The following is an 18818-nucleotide window of genomic DNA, read 5'->3' on the forward strand; positions in this document are numbered from 1 at the left end:
GCGAATCCTGTGGATGCGTCCTCGGGGCCGGCTTGGCGGGCGCGATCCTTGCCTGTCATCGCTTCAGGCGATGCGGTGCCGAGCCGCTCAGCTGGAGACGATCGCCATGGGCTATTTCCCGAACTGGACCCTGAAGACCTCCGGCGCCGTCATGCCCGACGAGCGGATGCCGGTCGGCCAGACCGTCATCGCCGGCCTGCAGCATGTCGTCGCCATGTTCGGCGCGACCGCGCTGGCGCCGATCCTGATGGGGTTCGACCCGAATGTGGCGATCTTCTTCTCGGGCGTGGCGACGCTCCTGTTCTTCATCGTGACGCGCGGCCAGCTGCCGAGCTATCTCGGCTCCTCCTTCGCCTTCATCGGCGTGGTGATCGCCGCTACGGGCTATGCCGGCTCCGGTCCCAACCCAAACATCGGCGTCGCGCTGGGGGGAATCATCGCTTGCGGCGCGCTCTATGCCGCGATCGGGCTGCTGGTTCAGGCGGTCGGCACGGCCTGGATCGAGAAGCTGCTGCCGCCGGTGGTGACGGGAGCGGTGGTGGCCGCGATCGGTCTCAATCTCACCGGCGTGGCCATGAACATGATCTCGGCCAGCGCCTATACGAAATGGATCGCGCTGTTCACCGTCGTCACCGTCGCGGTGGTGGCGGTCTACAGCCGCGGGCTGGCCCAGCGCCTGCCGATCCTGATCGGCGGGCTGATGGCTTATGTCGTCTATGCGCTGACGGCCGCGAGCTTCGGCGCGCCGCCGGTCGATTTCGGCCGTGTCGCGGCGGCCGCCTGGTTCGGCCTGCCCAATTTCGTCGCGCCGGTGTTCGACGGTCGGGCGATCGGGCTGATCGCGCCGGTCGCGATCATCCTGGTCGCGGAGAATCTCGGGCACATCAAGGGCATCGCGGTGATGACCGGGCGCAATCTCGACCCGCTGATCGGCCGCGCCTTCATGGCCGACGGCGTCGCCACCATGATCGCGGGCTCGGGCGGCGGCACCGGCGTGACGACCTATGCCGAGAACATGGGCGTCATGGCGGTGACGCGGGTCTATTCGACGCTGGTCTTCGTGGCTGCCGGCATCATCGCGCTGGTGCTGGGCTTCTCGCCGAAGTTCGGCGCCGTCATCGGCACGATCCCCGTGGCCGTGCTCGGCGGGCTCGCGGTCGTGGTCTTCGGCCTGATCGCGGCCACGGCGGGGCGCATCTGGGTCGAGAGCAAGGTCGATTTCGCGCAGCCGAAGAACCTGCTGACGGTCGCGACCGCACTGATTCTGGGCGCGGGCGATCTCAAGCTGCCGATCTTCGGCTTCGAGCTCGGTGGCATCGGCACCGCGACCTTCGGCGCGATCGCACTCTATCACCTGCTGAACCGCAAGGCTGACTGAGCAGGGGCGTTAACCGCTTCGTCAGAGCCCGCGGCGGCTGCGCTGCGGAGCTCGCATATTTCTGTCGCAGACGGGTGGACAGGGGCGGGGGGCTTTGCTACATCGCCGGCCTGCCTGACGCGGCCTTGGCCGCAGAACGGCTTGCGCTTCGTGGCGTATGGGTGATTAGCTCAGTTGGTAGAGCAGCTGACTCTTAATCAGCGGGTCGTAGGTTCGAGCCCTACATCACCCACCACGAACTCCTAATGAGATCGGGCACTTACGACGTTCGATAATCTGCCGATCCTGGGTCACATTGGCCCCAGGTCACATCTGGGCCACAGATGTTCAGATTTTTCGGAGCGCGTAGGCCCCAATCCCCGACGAAAACTGTCTTCAGGCGCGCCAACCGCGGCCTTCGATCGCAGCTCGGCTAGATAAGCCGCAGCGTCACATCCTCGATCTCCAGCCACGAATCCCAAAGGCAGTCCTCTGGTGCCTGCGAAGTATGTCCGCAACGCACGTGGTGTGCAGGGGATGTCGACCGACCACCGGAGGCTCTGAAAAACCAATCCCTCGTCCCTTGACGGGGAAGATATTGAGTTGCCTCAATCGACGGTCTGCGCAGCAGACCACCTTCACCGGCGCCGGCGATGGTGGTCGCGATCGCGGAACCGATCAGAAACGGAGAAGGCACTCCTTCAGTGTGGTCGGGGAGTCCCCCATGGGCGTCTCACGCCTGACCCCAATGGACTGCCCCGCCACCGCGGCCGCGCGGACATCGCGCGGGTTGAGGCCGAACTCCTGCTTGAAGGCGCGGCTGAAGCTGGATGCATCCTCGAAGCACAGCGCATCGGCGATGGCGTTGATGCTGGCGCCGTTGGTGCTGTCGGAGAGATCGGCATAACCGCGCAACAGGCGCCGGTGCCTGATGTAGCGGGCGACACCGCCATCGTCCTGGAAGAGGCGGTAAAGTTGCGTGCGCGACATCCCGACCTCGCGGCAGAGCATCGTCGCGTCGAGCCGCGGCTCACGCAGGTTCCGGTCGATGAACTGCCGGACCTTTTCGCGCCGGGTCACATTGATCTGGCTGGAGGCAAGGTCGAGCCGGTCCGCAGAGGGGCCGGCACAGGCCAGTACCATGGCGCGAACCGCATTGGTCAGGCGCGGCATGTCCGCCGCCTCGAGCTCGCCGAAACTGCGCTGGAGCAGGCTGATATAGTCACCCAGGAGCCGGCCCAGCGGCGTGTCGAGGGCCTGTGCCTGTGCCGCGTCGAGCAGTGGCGCGAGCTCGCGAAAGCTGTCGCGCGGCAGGTACAGCTGAAGCCGCTCGTCGCTCGATCTCTGGCTGACGAGTTCGCGGCCGAGCGAGGCGACATAGGGCACCGACCCCGGCACGTCGAGGATGAGGCCGCCGCCGCCCGATCCCACCGTCCGGCGATGGCCGAGCGTGATCACCCAATGGTCGATCGGGTTCGCGCGCAGCAGGGCCGTGCCGCGCATCGCGGTGAGGGCAGGGGCCTTGACGTGGCTGAGGCCGAATTCGTCCAGCGTCCAGACCACGCTGCTCGCGGCGAATCCGGCCTCGGCCTCGTTCAGGGCGATGTCGAAGACGCCGTCGAACCAGCCCTGCCACGCATCGAACTGCTCCCGAATGGGCAGGTCCGTCGTCGTGAAGCGGACTGGAATCATGAGGCCCCCCGGCACGTTCAATGCCGAAGAGTAACATGGCGGGCATGGAAGCGACACGCGCTACGTTGTCCCGCGGACGCAGCGTTCGGGAAGTGCGAGTATTCGGCGACCTCTACGGCAGCGGGCTCCTGCACCCGGGCGGCAGCCCGCCTGTCACCAGCGCTCTTGGGTGACCGCTCACCAGCGACGGCAGACCTGGACCCGGCGCGTCTGCCAGCGGCCGCGATGGTCGCGGAAGCGCCGCGTCTCCCACCAGCAGCGGCGGCGATGCCAGTTGGCCGGTTCGGCTCCGCTCTCGGCGGTGAGGCCTGGCGACGAGGCGACCGGTGCCGCGGCGGCCCCGGGTGCGCAGAGGGCAGCAAGGCCCAGCCCGGAGGCCAGAATGATCGCTCGAACCCACATCGTCATGTCCTTCCCTGCATGAGGTGGAGAGGTTGGCCCGCCCCTCAGAACCGCCAGATCAGCGGCACGATGAAGACCGCCACGATGAAGAACCAGATCAGCAGGGGCAGGCCGAGCTTCCAGTAGTCGCTGAAGGCGTAGCCGCCGGGTCCCATGACCATGAGATTGGTCGGGGTGGCGATCGGGGTCAGGAAGGCGCCGGCCGCCGCGACTGCCGTGCTCATCAGCACCGGCTTGGGCGAGATGCCCATGCTGGCGGCGGCCGCGACGCCGATCGGGATCACGATCAGCGCGGTGGCGGTGTTGCTGATGAGCTGCCCCATCACCGCCGTCAGGATGAAGAGGCCCGCCAGCAATGCCATCGGCCCGGCATCGCCGACCATCAACACGAGCCGCTCTGCCAGCAGCTTGGCCGCGCCCGTCTCGACCATCGCCGTCGAGAGCGGCATCATCGCGCCGACCAGGATCACGGTGGTCCAGCTGATCGCGCGATAGGACTGCTCCACCGTCATGATGCCGGTCAGGATGATGGCGCCGGCGGCGAGCAGGCCCGCCACGGCCGGCGGCACGATGCCGGTGGCCAGCAGCAGAACCATGCCGAACAGGATGACGACGGCCTGCTTGGCGCCCGGTCCCATCGGCACCGCCTGGCGCCGCACCAGCTCCGGCGAGCTGACGACCAGCACGTCGGGGTCGTCGAGATGGGTGTCGAGCGCCTTCCAGGTGCCTTGCAGCAGCATCGTGTCGCCGGCCTGCAGCACCACGCCGCCCGCCTCGCTGGTCGCGTTGCCGGCAGCGATCTCGTTGCCCGAGCGCTGCACCGCGAGGATGATCAGGTCGCCGCTCTCGGTCACCATGCCCGGGAACACGCTCTGTCCGATCAGGCCCGAGCGTGGCGGGATGACCACCTCGGCAAGTCCGGAGCGCTTGTTGAACAGCGTCTCCTCGCCTTCGCCGGTCGTCGCGCTCTCGTCGCGGAAGGCCAGATGCATCGTCGCGGCAAAGGTGGCCGCCGCCTCGGCATCGCCGCGCAGCAGGACATGGTCGCCCTCGGCGATGGCATTGCGACGTAAGGGGCCGGCGCTGTCGCCTTCCTGGATGGCGACGAGCTGGAGGCCGGGGAAGGCGGTGAGGTCGATCGAGGCCGCGGGCTGCCCGACATAGGGGCAGGTCGCGCGCACGCGCAGTTGGTAGATGCCGGTCGCCAGCCCGTATTGCTCGACCAGCGTCTTGGCATGGCGGCTGAAATCGGCCGGCATGGTCGCGCCATTGCGCTCCGGCAGGAGCTTCTGGCCAAACAGGATCATGATCGCCATCGAGCCTGCGAGCAGCGGAATGCCGGCGAGCGCGAACTCGAAGAAGCCGAAGCCGCCGACGCCGGCATCCGACGCGGCTTCCGAGACAAGGACGTTCACCGGCGTGCCGGTCAACGCGAGCATCGAGCCGGCATGGGCGGCAAAGACCAGCGGCATCAGCAGCTGAGAGGAGTTGCGCTTGAGCCGCACCGCGATGACGACGACGACCGGCAGAAGCGCCGCCACCGCGCCGTTGACGCTGATCAGCGCCGTGAGCAGCGAGACGAGCCCCATAGTGAGCAAGAGCAGGCGGGTGCGGCTTTCCTCGCCCGCACCCTTGATCAGCAGCTGCCCGGCCCAGGCGGTGACGCCGGTAACCTCGAGGCCGGACGACACCACGAACAGCGCGGCGATGAAGATGACCGCCGGGTCGCCGAGCCCGCCCAACGCTTGCGGAAGGGTCAGGACGCCCGTCGCCCAGAGCGAGAGTGCCGTGCCCATCGCCACCAGCACGACCGGAACCCTGTTCGTGACAAACAGGATGACGGCCGCGGCGATGATCAGGGCGGTGTAGGCAATGGGGCTCACGCGTCAGCTCCTCGTTGGGCCTTCATCGACCGGGCGACCGCCCGAGCGGTCCTTCAGTCTTCGAGCGTCGCCATCAGGATGCCGAGCCGGCAGCCCTTCTCGTATTCGTCGAGCCTCACGAACTCCTTGATCGTGTGGATCTCGGCCTGGCCGGCGCCGATGGTGATGGTCGGCACCCCGGCCTTGTCGAGCCAGTTCGCGTCGAGCCCGCCATTCGAGAAGATGTAGGTCGGCTCCATACCGAGCATCCCGAGCGCACGCGTGGCGCGCTTCACGACCGGCGAATCCTGGTCCAGACGGAAGGGCGGGTAGGCCGCCGCGCGCTTGAAGACGACTTCGGCAGTCGCGCCCTCATGGTCGGTCACCGCAGCCTTGGCCTTGGCGAAGGCGGCCTCGAATCCGTCGACGATCTGGGTGGCGAAGCTGAGTTCCGGACTGCGCGCCTCGCCCTTGAGGAAGGCGTAGTCGGTGACGACGTTGGTGGCGTCACCGGCAGGCTTGCCGTCCCGGCCGCCGAAGATGCCGATATTGCTGCTGCCGAAGGCCTCGCCCTTGACGACCTTGCCGAACCAGCCGGCGGCGCGGGCTTCCGTCAGGCCGATGGCGCCGACCATGGTCGCCGAGATGCCCTTGTCCGGCGCGACGCCGGCATGGGAGGCACGGCCGGTGATCTCGACCTCCCAGTTCTCCTGGCCGACGGCGCCGATGATCAGCTCGGAGGCGAGCTGGCCGTCGACATTGATGCACATCGCCGGGCTCTTGAGGTCCGCGGGGTTCAGCTCGCGGGCGCCATGCAGGCCACTCTCCTCGCGCACGGTGAACAGCAGCGTGATCGGCGGATGGGGCAGGTTGTTCTTGAGCAGCGTCTCGGCCACCACGACGAGCAGCGCGACGCCGGTGCGGGCGTCGCCGCCGAGTGCCGTCGTGCCATCGGAGACGATGCGGTCGCCCTCGCGCCGCGGCTTGGCACCGGCGCAGAGGGGCACGGTGTCGAGATGGGTCGAGAACAGCAGGCGGGGCCCCGGCTTCGTGCCAGGCAATTCGACGATCAGATTGCCGGTCTGTGTCGGCAGCGGGATGCGGCTGTTGACGTCGTCATAGCGGATCGCGGAAGCCGGCACGCCGATCTTGATCAGCGCCTCGCTGACGGCGGCCGCGATCGCGGCCTCCTCTCCGGTGACGCCTTCGACCGAGAGGAAGTTCATCAGATGGTCGATCGCCGCCTCGACATCGAGGGGAATGCTGGCTGTGCTCATGACATCCATCCAAGTTGAGGGCCCGTTGTGACGACCGGGCCTGGCTTGTTTTTCAGGGTTCGACGCGACGGCTCACAGGCCCCAGGGCAATCCCAGCGTTTTCCAGATCACGAAGAGGGCGGTCCACACCAGGAACATGCCGGCCAGATAGGGCAGCATCAGCGCCACCACGGTGCCGACACCGGCGTTGCGGTCGTATTTCTGCATCAGGCCGACGACCATGGCGAAATAGGCGTTGAGCGGCGTGATCATGTTCATCGGGCTGTCGCCGATGCGGTAGGCCGAGAGCACCGCTTCGGGCTCGACGCCCAGCTTCATCAGCAGCGGCACGAAGACGGGCGCGAAGATCGCCCATTTGGCGATGGCCCCGGTCAGCAGCAGATCGATGATGGCGACGACGACGATGAAGCCGAGCAGCAGCGGCAGCGCGCCGATATTGGCCGACTGCAGCACCCCGGCGAGGCTGAGCGCCATCACCGTGCCCATGTTCGTGTAGGTGAAGTAGGCGACGAACTGGCTGAGAATGAAGAACAGGAAGATCGTGCCGCCGAGGCCCTTGATCGATTTCTCGATGGCCGCGATGACCTCCGTCAGCGTGCGCACCGTCCCGGCCCCGATGCCGTAGCACCAGCCGCTGGTCAGGAAGATCAGCATGATCAGGGCGATCAGCCCGTTCATGAACGGTGAATTGCCGATCAGTTCTCCGGTCGTCGGATTGCGCAGGGGCGCACCCGCGGGAACGGTGAGCAGCAGGAACACGGCAATCAGCCCGAGCAGACCGAAGCCGGCGAAGCGCAGGCCGCGCGATTCCGCTTCGGACAACAGCGCCGCCTGGTCCGTCGTCGTTCCCTCCGCCGCCTTCGTGCGATCATAGGGGCCGAGCCTCGGGCCGACGACCTTGTCCGTGATGAACGCGATGGTCATCGTCAGAACGATGACCGACGCGAACGAGAACCAGACGTTCGAGGCCAGGCCGATGGTGCGGGCGGGGTCGACGAGACGGGCGGCGTCGTTGGTGAACTCGACGAGCACCGCGTCGAGCGGCTTGATCAGCATGTTGACGGTGAATGCGCCGGCCACGCCCGCGAAGCCTAGCGCGAGACCCGCCATCGGGTTTCGACCGACGGCCAGATAGGCGATGCCGGCCAGCGGAATCAGCACCAGATAGCCCGCATCGGCCGCGATGCTCGCGGTGATCGCGACGAAAGCCAGGATGTAGGTCAGCGCCGCCGGCGGCGAGATGATCACCAGCTTGCGGATGAGCGCGGTGACAAGCCCCGATTCTTCCGCGACGCCCGCGCCGATCATGGCGGCGATCATCAGGCCCACGGCGGTGAAGGCCATGAAGTTCGGGACCAGCGAGGAGTAGATGAACCGGATGCCCTCCGCATTGAGAAGGCTCCGGATCGCCGTCGACGCCTTCTCGATCTCGTGGGTCTCGGGATTGATCCGCTCATAGGACACCTGCGCGCCGAACAGGCTGAAGACGGCCGAGAGCACGATGACGATGCCGATCAGGATCAGGAAGATCACCACCGGGTGCGGCACCATGTTGCCGACCTTCTCGACGCCGTCGAGGAAGCGCTGCATCGTGGTCTTGGGTGCGGTGCTCTCGATCGCCATCTTGGCTTTCCTCCCGGGCCGGAGCGTGGCCCCGGCGACAACGACCCGTTCGGCGGGACAAAGTCCCGCGCGAAGGCTAGAGGGCGAACTTAGTGGGATGAGCCGGTAGGGCATCGGCCCAGAATCCCAAAGCTTGGGCCGGCTGTCCCAAAATGGCGGGAAGCGGGCGAGACTGTGGCCGGCTGATCGCTTTGTGACGAAAGCAGGGCGGCGAGGCTTGTCTTCCAACCGTTACGTCGCTTCAATACCGCAGCGTCATGAACGGGTTGCGAGCCCGGTCAGCACGGCCGGAACCGTTCCGGACGCATGCGACGTGTCCGGCGGGACGTTCCGCCCGGTCGACGAAGAGTTCGGAGTTTTGCCTCATGCCGGAACAGCAACCGACGACGCGACGCAGCGTCCCGGCACCGGCACGCATCGCCGCGATCCTCGCCACCGGCCTGCTGCTGGCGGGCTGCGCCTCCGCACCGCGCGGCCTGCTCCAGACCGTCGCTCCGATCCCGAACACCGACAAGCTCGACATGCTCACCGCGACGACGCGGGCGGTCTCGGACGAGCCCGGCGTGCTCTATGACGGCGAGCGGGGTAGGGGCGTCTCCTTCAGCAACATCGTCGTCTCGATCCCGCGGAACCGGGAGCCCGGCACGATCCAGGTTCCGCGGACGGTGCCCGGCAATCCGGAGACGGACTTCACCGTCAGCGCGTCGACGTCGCTGCAGAAATCCGATCTGCCGCGCTGGTTCGCCTCGGCCGGCGGTCAAAAGCGGCGCGCCTTCATCTTCGTGCACGGCTTCAACACGCCCTTCGACCGGGCCGTCTTCCGCTTCGCGCAGCTCGCCCATGATTCGGACGCCAATGCCGCGCCGATCCTGTTCTCCTGGCCGTCGCGCGGGCGCCTGCTCGACTACCGGCTCGACCTCGACAACGCGTCCTATTCGCGCTCCGATCTCGCCGAGGTCCTGATGATGGCGACGAAGAGCCCCGCTGTCGGCGAGGTCGTCGTGCTGGCCCATTCGATGGGAGCCTGGCTGGCCGTCGAGGCGCTCAAGCAGGTCGCGCTGAAGAACGGCGGTATCCCGGCCAAGATCAACAACGTCATCCTGGCGTCGCCCGATCTCGATGTCGGGGTCTTCCGGCGTCAGATCGAGGATATGGGTCCGCGCCGTCCGCAGATCACGATCTTCGCCTCACAGAACGACCGCGCGCTGCAGCTCTCGCAGTTCCTGGCCCGCGGCGCGACCCGGCTGGGAGCGATCGACCTGTCCCGAGAGGACTACCAGTCGCAACTGGGCGATCTCAAGGGCATCACCGTGATCGACATCAGTGCGATCAAGGCCGGCGACCGGGTCAACCACGACACCTACGCCTCGAGCCCGGAGATCGTGCGATTGATCGGCAACCGCCTGATCGAGGGGCAGGTCATCACGGATTCGGACGTCACGGGTACCGGAACGGCGCTGGAGACGGTGGGCTCAGCTGCCGGTCTCCTGATCACCGCGCCAATCCGCGTCTTCGACGCCGCCACGACACGCCGCGAGTGACGCAGGGTTTCTTGACCATGGCCAATCGTGTCGAGACAATTGAGCGACATCAAAACACGGAGGATACCCCGGACTAGGATCTGAACGGGACGCTCGGAAGACAAGCCGCACGCAACAATCCGCACTCACGGAGGCGACCATGGCCCTGTCGAAAAGCCCTCGACCCCCCTTCACGGCGGGACCCGTCCTTTCGCCGATCACGGTTGCGCAGGGCGATGCCGCGCCGCAGCAGCGGACCTGGATTCTGGCGGCCACCGGCGCGCTTCCCGCGCAGCCGGCATCCTGGTTGTCCCCGGAGCCACGCGCCGCGAGCGAATGGCGGTTCGGCGATGCCACCCTGATCCGCGACGTCCGCTCCATGGGCCCATCCTCGGCCGGCGCGCAGCGCGGCCCGCGGTTCAAGCACCAGGGTTGCGTCGCCCTGCTGGGCGGCGCGGCGGCCGACGTCTCTCAGACGCTGTTCGTTTCACCCCATGCCGGTCTCGCCCTGGCCGCGCTGGAGCAGTCGGCACGCCGGTTCGGCAGCGCCGAAGAACGGCTCCTGCTGCTGCTGCCAAGAGGTTGGCTGGAGGGTGCCGGCGCCGCGGGCCCGGTGCAGACGCTCGAGACCGAAGCCGGCCCCGGAGCGCTGCTGGCCGGCTTCATGCGCCAGCTCGCCGGCCAGTCCCGCCCGTTCGGCGACGACCAGGCAAGGAGCCTGGCCGTCGCAGTGCGCGCCCTTGTCGAGGCCTGCATCGCGCCCGCCGGACGGTCCCTCGCGGCGACCGCGCCATCGACGTCGTCGGGCACGGTGGAACGCGCGCGCCAGATCGTGCAGCGCCATATGGGCTCGCCCGAGTTCGGCCCGCCACAGCTCGGCCGGCTGCTGGCGATGTCACGCTCGAAGCTCTACCGCCTCCTCGACGGGGACGGCGGTGTCGCGCATTTCATCAACCGCGAGCGCCTGCTGCAGGCGCGGCGCGATCTCACCACCCCCGGCGAGCCGCTCTCGGTTCACGCCATCGCCAGCCGCGTCGGCTTTCGCGACCACTCCACCTTCAGCCGCGCCTTCCGGCGGCAATATGGCTGCAGCCCGAGCCGGTGGCGCGAACGGTCGCAACCGTCTGATCAGGACGTTACCAGCCCCGGCCCTGCGCACCAGGGCGCGCGTCGCGCCGAGCGCCCGGTCTGTATCCACTGCGAGCGCGGCGGGGAGAATGGGATGAACAGCCCAGATTTGGGATTCTGGGCTGATCCGGCCCCGTGATGGTGTTGCTAGCTTCCCAACCAATGCTCGGAAACGGGGCGCGATGGCGCTCGCCGGGTGCCCTGGGAGGCAGTCCTCGTCTCCTGCGTGCAACGGACAGTCGCGATGCGAGTGAACGACTGATGCGAAAGCCCCACCGGCAAGACGGCTCGGAACGTCGTGACGACAAGCTCCGCCGAGGCGGCGGCGCCGTTGCGGTCGTCCTTCTGCTTATCGTGGCCGCGGGCTGCCAGCGCGAGGGGGAAACCGCGCCCGGGCCGGTGATCCGGACGGTGCGCACCACCACCGTCGAGGCGCCGCGCCAGCTGGCCGATCTCGGCTTCAGCGGTCATGTCGAGGCGCAGGATCAGGCGTCGCTCTCCTTCCGCATCGGAGGGCGCCTGGCGGAGCGCCTCGTCGGCGTCGGGGCGACGGTGGCCGAGGGGCAGGTCGTCGCCCGGCTCGATCCGGAGAACGAACTCAATGACCTGCGGGCGGCGCGGGCGGCGCTGACGGCCGCCGAGGGCGCGCTGCGCAAGGCGGAGAACCAGCATCAGCGGCAGGAGCATCTCCTGGCGCGCGGCATCACCACCCAGGCCGATTTCGAGGCGGCCGAGCAGGGGCGCACCGCGGCGCGCGCCCAGGTTGAGGCGGCCCGCGCCCGCGTGCGGACGGCGGAGGACATCGTCGCCTTCACCACCCTGAAGGCCGATGCGCCGGGCGTCGTCACGCGGGTCGGCGCCGAGCCGGCCGAGGTCGTCGCGGCCGGCCGCATGATCGTCCAGCTCGCCCGGCGGGACGGCCGCGACGCCGTCTTCGCGGTACCGGCGGACTCGATCCGCGCCATCCCCGCCGACGCCACGGTCCATGTCGCGCTGGCCAGCGACCCCTCCGTCAGCGTGCGGGGCCATGTCCGCGAGGTGGCGCCGCAGGCCGATCCGGTCACGCGGACCTTCCGTGTCCGCGTCGGCCTGACGGACCCGCCGTCCGCCTTCCGGCTCGGCACCACGGTGTCGGGCTCGATCCGCGGCGGCGAGGCCTCGGGCGTGGCCATCCCGGCGACGGCGCTGACCGAGCGCGAACAGGCCACCGGGGTCTGGGTCGTCGATCCGACGGCGCTGACCGTCTCGCTGCGCAAGCTCGAGCTGGTCTCGCGCGACCCCGCCACCGCGATCGTCGCCAAGGGGCTGGCGATCGGCGACATCGTCGTCACCGCGGGCGCCAACCTCCTCAAGGAAGGGCAGCGCGTGCGCCTGTCCGGGACCGAGGCACGATGAGCTTCAATCTTTCCGAATGGGCCCTGAAGAGCCGCTCGGTCGTGATCTATCTCATGATCGTGGCGGTGGCCGCCGGTGTCTTCGCCTTCGTCAAGCTCGGCCGCAACGAGGATCCGGCCTTCGTCATCAAGTCGATGGTGGTCGTCGCCGCCTGGCCGGGCGCGACGATGGAGGACACGCTCAGCCAGGTCACCGAGCGTCTCGAGCGCCAGATCGAGGAGACGCCGGGGCTCGATTTCGTCCGCAGCTTCACCACGCCGGGTCGGACGACGATCTTCGTCAATCTGAAGCAGGACGTCCCGGCCCATGCGGTCCAGGAGACCTGGTTCAAGGTCCGCAACCTCGTCGCCGACGTCCGCCACACCCTCCCGGCCGGCACGATCGGCCCTTTCTTCAACGACCGCTTCGGCGACACCTTCGGCATCATCTACGGTTTCACCGCCGACGGGTTCACGGGCCGGGAGTTGCGCGACCATGTCGAGGCGGCCCGCTCGCGTCTGCTGCTCGTCCCCGATGTCTCGAAGATCGAGGTCATCGGCGCGCAGGACGAGCGCATTTTCATCGAGTTCTCGGTGCGCGAACTCGCCAATCTCGGGATCGAGCGCTCGGCTCTGCTCGGCGCCCTGCAGGCCCAGAACGTCGTGCGCCCGGCCGGCGTGGTCCAGACGCAGGACGAGAAGTTCTCGATTCGCGTCTCGGGCGCCTTCCAGTCGGAAGCCGATCTGCTCGAGATCAACTTTCCCGTCGGCGACCGCATGGTGCGCCTGGCCGACATCGCCACCGTCAAGCGCGGCTTTGCCGACCCGCCGCAGCCGATGTTCCGGGTCAACGGTCAGGCTTCGATCGGCCTCGGCATCGCCATGCGCGAGGGCGGCGACATCCTGGCGCTGGGCGCCAACATCAAGAAGGCGATGGCGGAGATCACGGCTGATCTGCCGGTCGGCATCGAGCCGCGGCTGGTCGCAGACCAGTCGGTGACGGTCGACGAGGCGATCGCCGACTTCATGAGCTCGCTCTGGCAGGCGGTGGCGATCATCCTCGTGATCAGCTTCATCAGCCTCGGCGTGCGGCCGGGTCTGGTGGTGGCGCTCTCGATCCCGCTGACGCTGGCCGTCGTCTTCGCGGTGATGAACGTCATCGGCATCGACATGCAGCGCATCTCGCTGGGCGCGCTGATCATCGCGCTCGCGCTGCTCGTCGACGACGCCATGACGACGACGGACGCCATGGTGACGCGCCTCGCCGCCGGCGACGAGAAAGCCAAGGCCGCGACCTTCGCCTTCGAGAAATACGCGGTCGCGATGTTCGCGGGCACGCTGGTGACCATCGCCGGCTTCGTGCCGATCGGTTTCGCCGCCAGCTCGGCCGGCGAATACACCTTCTCGCTCTTCGCGGTGGTCAGCATCGCGCTCGTCGTCTCCTGGTTCGTCGCCGTGATCTTCGCGCCCGTGCTCGGCATGGCGCTGCTCGTGGCGCCGAAATCCTCTGGGCAGGCGGCGGGTCCCGGACGGATCGAGCAGGGCTTCCGGGCCATGCTCTCGGGAGCGATCCGGGTGCGCTGGCTGACGATCGCCGTCACCATCGGCCTGTTTGCGGCGTCGATGCTGGCGCTGCCGCTGGTGCCGCGGCAGTTCTTCCCGGCCTCCGACCGGACCGAGCTGCTGGTCGACATGACGCTGCCGCAGAACGCCTCGATCTATGCCAGCGAGGCGCTGGTGAAGCGCTTCGACGCGGCGCTGAAGGACGATCCCGACGTGGCGCGCTGGAGCACCTATGTCGGGCGCGGCGCGATCCGCTTCTACCTGCCCCTGAACGCGCAGCTGCCGAACGACTTCTTCAACCAGGCGGTGATCGTCGCCAAGGACGTCGCCGCCCGCGACCGTCTGCAGAAGAAGCTGGAGGCGCGGCTGGCCACCGAATTCCCGAACCTGATCGCGCGGGTCTATCCGCTCGAGCTCGGTCCCCCGGTCGGCTGGCCGGTGCAGTACCGCGTGACGGGCCCCGACATCGCCGAGGTCCGCGGCATCGCGATGAAGCTGGCGCAGGTCGTGGCGGCCAATCCGCACACCGACCAGGTCAATTTCGACTGGATCGAGCCTTCGCGCGAATTGCGGCTGCGGGTCGATCAGGACGAGGCGCGCCGCCTCGGCCTGAGCTCGCAGGCCCTCGCCGCGATCGTGAACACGGTCGTCTCGGGAACCGTGGTCACCCAGCTGCGCGACGACATCTACCTCGTCGACGTCGTCGTGCGGGCGCAAGGGTCAGACCGCATCTCGCTCGACACGCTGCGCACCATGCAGGTGGCGCTGCCCGGCGGGCGCTCCGTGCCGCTCTCGCAGTTCGTCACCTTCAGCTACGATCTCGACGCGCCGCTGATCTGGCGCCGCGACCGCGTGCCGACGCTGACGGTGGCCGCCGACATCAAGCCCGGCGTGCTGCCCGAGACGGTCGTGAGCGCGCTGCAGCCCGGCGTCGAGGCGCTCAGAAAGACGCTGCCGCCCGCCTACGACATCGCCACCGGCGGTACCGTCGAGGAGAGCGCGAAATCGCAGGCCTCGGTCATCGCCGTGGTGCCGGTGATGCTGCTGATCATGTTCACGGTGCTGATGGCGGAGCTGCGCAGCTTCAAGCTGTTCGCCATCGTCATCAGCATCGCGCCGCTGGGCATGATCGGCGTGGTCGGCGCGCTGCTTTTGTCCGGCAAGCCGCTCGGCTTCGTCGCCCTGCTCGGCGTGCTCGCCCTGATCGGCATCATCACCAAGAACGCGGTCATCCTGATCGGCCAGATCGAATCCGAGCGCGCGGCCGGCAAGAGCATCACCCAGGCCGCGCTCGACGCCGCCTCGACGCGCTTCCGCCCGATCATGCTGACCGCGGTCTCGACCGTGCTGGGCATGATCCCGATCGCGCCGACCGTGTTCTGGGGGCCGATGGCCTTCGCGATCATGGGCGGGCTCCTGGTTGCGACGGTGCTGACGCTCGTCCTGCTGCCGGTGCTCTACGTCACCGTCTTCAGGGGGCCATCGCCCGGCGCCGAACCGGCGCAGGGCGCTGCGCCCGACACAGTGGGAGCGGCTGCGCGATGACCCGTCCTCCGTCAGCGAGACGCGCCTTGTTCCGTCGCACGCGGCCGCTCCTGCCGCTCTGCGGCCTGCCGCTGCTGCTCGCGCTCGCGGGCTGCGACCGTGCCGAAAAGGCGCCGCCCCAGGCCGGCCGTCCCGTTCAGGTCGTCAAGGTCGAGGCGAGCCTGCTCACCGCGGGGGTCGAGCTCTCCGGCGAGATCCAGGCCGAGAAGACGGTGTCGCTCGCCTTCCGGATCGCCGGCCGGATCGCCGAGCGGCCGGTCAATGTCGGGGACCGCGTCGCGCCCGGCCAGATTGTCGCGAGGCTCGACCGGACGATCGAGACCAACGCCGTCGCGGCCGCCGAGGCGGCGCTGGAGGCCGCGCGCGGCGAGGTCGTGACCGCACGCAGCACCTTCGAGCGGCAGGAGCGGCTGATGGGGCAGGGCTTCACCACGCGTCCGCGCTTCGATGCCGCGCAGAAGGCGCAGGAAACCGCGCAAGCCGCGCTCGAGAACGCCGAGGCGCAGCTCGAACAGGCCCGCGACCGGCTCGGCTTCACCGATCTGCGCGCCGATGTCGCCGGCGTCGTGACGGTGCGCAGCGCCGAGCCCGGCGAGGTCGTCCAGCCCGGGCAGCCGATCCTCCAGATCGCCCGCGAGGATGGTCGCGATGCGGTCTTCGCCGTGCCGGCGCGGGTGCTCGAGGGCAAGACGGGCGATCCGCTCGTCCGCGTCGTGCTCGCCGAGGCGCCGGGGATCAGCGCCAGCGGGCGCATCCGCGAGATCGCCCCACAGGCCGATCCGGTCACCCGCACCTTCCAGGTCCGGGTCGGGCTGCAGGATCCCCCCGAGGCGATGCGGCTGGGCTCGACGGTGGTCGGCTCGGTCGAGACCACATCGGCGCGGATCATGTCGATCCCGGCGAAGGCGCTGACGACCTCCGGCCGCGGAGCTGCAGTCTGGATCGTCGATCCCAAGACCTCGACGGTCAGCCTGCGGCCGATCGACATCCTGCGCTTCGATCCCGACCACGTCGTCGTGTCGCAGGGCCTCGCGCCGGGCGAAACGATCGTCGCCGCCGGCGTGCAGGCGCTGCATCCGGGCCAGCGCGTCACGCCATTGCCTGCCGCTCGCAGCGCGGCAAGCGCCGCCGCCAGGACGCCGGGCTGATATCGACCGCCGGCGGCGCGGCGACCCCCTTTCAACCCAAGGACATCTCCCATGAGCGATCTGGTCTTCATCGCCTTCCCGACCGAGCAGAAGGCCGAGGAGGTCCGCCAGAAGGTCCTGGCGATGCAGCGCGAATATCTGATCGAGCTCGGCGACGCCGTCGTCGTGGTCAAGGACGAGGCCGGGCAGATCAAGCTCAACCAGCTGATCAACCTGACCACGACCGGCGCGGCCTCGGGCGCGCTGTGGGGCACGCTGATCGGCTTCATCTTCATGGCGCCGCTGCTGGGCACCGCGCTGGGTGCGGCGTCGGGTGCGCTGGGCGGCAAGTTGACCGATGTCGGCATCAACGACCAGTTCATGAAGGACGCGGCCGCTGCGCTGCAGCCCAATACCGCCGGGCTGTTCCTGCTGATCCGCAAGATGACGACCGACAAGGTGCTGGCGGATCTGCGCGGCAGCGGCGGCACGCTGATGAGCACCTCCTTCGACGAGACCAAGGAAGCGGCGCTGCGCGAGGCGCTCGCCGCCGCGGCCCCCGGCGAGACGGTAGCGCCGGCCACGACATGATCGCGCCCGGGGTGGGCGGCCCCATGGCGGAGCGGGCGCAATGGGCGCTCGCGACCGCCCGGCTCGCCGACTTCCAGCCGCTGCTCCCGGCCGAGGAGGAGGTCGTCGCCCGCCTGCTCAGCGGCACATATGACCGGCTCGGCGACGGCAGCCGGCCGACCGCGCCGGACCCGAGCCGCGTCGTCAGGGCCGCCTTCCTGCGGTTCCTTATGCTCGGCGGCGAACCGGGTTGTCGGCCGCATGAGAAGGGCATCCGCATCACCGGCGCCTGGATCGTCGACACGCTCGATCTCGAAGCCTGTCATGTCTTCCGCGACATCGGCCTGATCGACTGCCATTTCGAGGCGACGCCGATCCTGCGCGCGGCGATCATCAACCGGCTGTTTCTGGACGGCTCCTCGCTGCCTGGTCTCGAGGCCGAACGGCTGGAGGCGCGTGGAGGGGTCTATCTGCGCGGCGCGCAGGTGACGGGCGAGATCAACGTGGCGCAGTCGCGCTTCGGCGGAAACTTCGAATGCGACGGCGCGACGGTTCGCGTCGCCGGCGGCCCTGCGATCGACGCCAGCGCGATCGAGCTGCGCAACCTCTTGCTCCGAGGGGCGACGCTGCGCGGCGGCCTCGCCATCGCCGGCGCGCGGATCGCTGCCGATCTCGATAGCTCGGGCGCGGTGATCGAGGGCGTCGAAAGCCTCGCGATGGATGGCACGGAGGTCGAGATCGGCGGCAGCGTCGTGCTGCGCAAGGCCGGGGTCGCAGGCGAGGTCAGGCTCGTCGCAGCGGTGATCGGCGGCGACCTCGATGCCAGCGGCGCGAGGCTGGCCCATCCCGGCGCGATGGCGCTCGACATCAGCCGCTGTGCCATCAAGGGCGCCTTCTTCCTGCGGGGCGACGCCTCCGTCGCCGGAGCCCTGTCGATGACCGGCGCCTCGATCGGCACCATCCACGACGAGGTTTCATCCTGGCCCGCGCCCGGGGATCTGCTGCTCAACCGCTGCCGCTATGGCGCCTTCATCGCCGCGCCGGTCGACGCGGCGAGCCGGCTCGACTGGCTCTCCCGCCAGGCGCCGGAACGCTGGGGCGAGGATTTCTGGCCGCAGCCCTATGAGCAGCTCGCCGCGGTCTTTCGCGAGATGGGCCATGGCGAGGATGCGCGCGCCGTTCTGATCGTCAAGGAGCGGCTGCAGCGACGGGCGCGGCGGGCGCGGGCGAAGAGCCCGCTCTGGCGTGCGGCGCTGACCGTGACGGACGGCTTCCTCGCCGCCACGCTGGTCTATGGCCGCCAGCCGCTGTTCGCCTTCGTCTGGCTGATCCTGTTCTGGCTCGTCGGCGTCGGCATCTTCGGGATGGCGGAGCGGGCCGGTGGGTTCAAGCCCAACAGCGCCGTCGTACTGCGCGCGCCGGAATGGACGCTCTGCGGGGTTGAGCGCACCCAGCAAAGGCTCCTTGGCGCGCCGCCGCAGGCCGCGGCAGGGCGCGCCGCGCCGGGCCAGACGCAACTCGCCTGCTATCGCGAGCAGGGCGAGGCTTCGAGCTATCCCGAGTTCAATCCGTGGTTCTATTCGCTCGACACGCTGTTGCCCGTGCTCGATCTCGGGCAGAAATCCTTCTGGCGGCCCAATCCGGTCGGCCGTCACGGGCGGGTCGCGATCAGCTATTTCTATGTCCAGGCGATCGTCGGCTGGGCGCTGAGCCTGCTGGCGGTGGCCGGTTTTTCCGGACTGGTGAAATCGACATGATCGGGCCGTGATGCAACGCTGC

At 68.7% G+C, this 18818-nt stretch carries 13 protein-coding genes and 1 tRNA gene; 9 read left to right on the forward strand and 5 right to left on the reverse strand.

Annotated elements, in window-relative coordinates:
- Positions 1-106 precede the first annotated feature (106 nt).
- Positions 107-1378 (forward strand): solute carrier family 23 protein, encoded by a 1272-nt coding sequence (locus SJY11_RS11175; RefSeq protein WP_376986673.1) that lies wholly within the window; start codon positions 107-109, stop codon positions 1376-1378.
- Positions 1379-1537: 159 nt separating this feature from the next.
- Positions 1538-1613 (forward strand) — tRNA-Lys (locus SJY11_RS11180).
- 422 nt (positions 1614-2035) lie between these two features.
- Here SJY11_RS11180 and SJY11_RS11185 read toward each other — a convergent pair.
- The 5 genes from SJY11_RS11185 to SJY11_RS11205 all read right to left on the reverse strand — a co-directional run bounded on the left by SJY11_RS11185 (position 2036) and on the right by SJY11_RS11205 (position 8213).
- Positions 2036-3049, reverse strand: coding sequence for a helix-turn-helix domain-containing protein (locus SJY11_RS11185; protein ID WP_376986675.1), 1014 nt, complete (start codon positions 3047-3049; stop codon positions 2036-2038).
- Positions 3050-3226: 177 nt separating this feature from the next.
- Positions 3227-3457 (reverse strand): hypothetical protein, encoded by a 231-nt coding sequence (locus SJY11_RS11190; protein ID WP_376986676.1) that lies wholly within the window; start codon positions 3455-3457, stop codon positions 3227-3229.
- Between the two features lie 38 nt (positions 3458-3495).
- Entirely contained in the window at positions 3496-5334 is a 1839-nt protein-coding gene (locus SJY11_RS11195) for an SLC13 family permease (protein ID WP_376986677.1), read from the reverse strand.
- A 53-nt stretch (positions 5335-5387) separates the two neighbouring features.
- Positions 5388-6590 carry a M20/M25/M40 family metallo-hydrolase gene (locus SJY11_RS11200; RefSeq protein WP_376986678.1) on the reverse strand — a complete coding sequence of 401 codons (1203 nt, stop codon included), beginning with the start codon at positions 6588-6590 and terminating at the stop codon, positions 5388-5390.
- 72 nt (positions 6591-6662) lie between these two features.
- Positions 6663-8213, reverse strand: coding sequence for an AbgT family transporter (locus SJY11_RS11205; RefSeq protein ID WP_376986680.1), 1551 nt, complete (start codon positions 8211-8213; stop codon positions 6663-6665).
- Positions 8214-8578: 365 nt separating this feature from the next.
- Between SJY11_RS11205 and SJY11_RS11210 the strand changes: the two genes are divergently transcribed.
- From SJY11_RS11210 to SJY11_RS11240, 7 genes are all read left to right on the forward strand, one after another.
- A complete protein-coding gene (locus SJY11_RS11210; RefSeq protein ID WP_376986681.1) occupies positions 8579-9754 on the forward strand; it encodes an alpha/beta hydrolase in 1176 nt (391 codons plus the stop codon).
- Between the two features lie 139 nt (positions 9755-9893).
- Positions 9894-11000: a helix-turn-helix transcriptional regulator gene (locus SJY11_RS11215; protein WP_376986683.1), complete on the forward strand. Its 1107-nt coding sequence runs from the start codon at positions 9894-9896 to the stop codon at positions 10998-11000.
- A 122-nt stretch (positions 11001-11122) separates the two neighbouring features.
- The gene (locus SJY11_RS11220) at positions 11123-12256 is read left to right on the forward strand and encodes an efflux RND transporter periplasmic adaptor subunit (RefSeq protein WP_376986684.1); all 1134 of its coding nucleotides are present in this window, start codon (positions 11123-11125) and stop codon (positions 12254-12256) included.
- Positions 12253-15342 carry an efflux RND transporter permease subunit gene (locus tag SJY11_RS11225; RefSeq protein ID WP_376986685.1) on the forward strand — a complete coding sequence of 1030 codons (3090 nt, stop codon included), beginning with the start codon at positions 12253-12255 and terminating at the stop codon, positions 15340-15342. The genes SJY11_RS11220 and SJY11_RS11225 overlap by 4 nt, the downstream gene beginning before the upstream one ends.
- A gap of 26 nt (positions 15343-15368) precedes the next feature.
- On the forward strand, positions 15369-16490 hold the full coding sequence (locus tag SJY11_RS11230; protein ID WP_376986686.1) for an efflux RND transporter periplasmic adaptor subunit: 1122 nt from the start codon (positions 15369-15371) through the stop codon (positions 16488-16490).
- 51 nt (positions 16491-16541) lie between these two features.
- Positions 16542-17060 (forward strand): DUF1269 domain-containing protein, encoded by a 519-nt coding sequence (locus SJY11_RS11235; protein ID WP_376986687.1) that lies wholly within the window; start codon positions 16542-16544, stop codon positions 17058-17060.
- Entirely contained in the window at positions 17057-18796 is a 1740-nt protein-coding gene (locus SJY11_RS11240; protein WP_376986688.1) for a hypothetical protein, read from the forward strand. The genes SJY11_RS11235 and SJY11_RS11240 overlap by 4 nt, the downstream gene beginning before the upstream one ends.
- The last annotated feature ends 22 nt before the right edge of the window (positions 18797-18818 follow it).

The sequence above is a fragment of the Allobosea sp. R86505 genome (genome assembly GCF_042466375.1).
Taxonomy (GTDB): domain Bacteria; phylum Pseudomonadota; class Alphaproteobacteria; order Rhizobiales; family Beijerinckiaceae; genus Allobosea.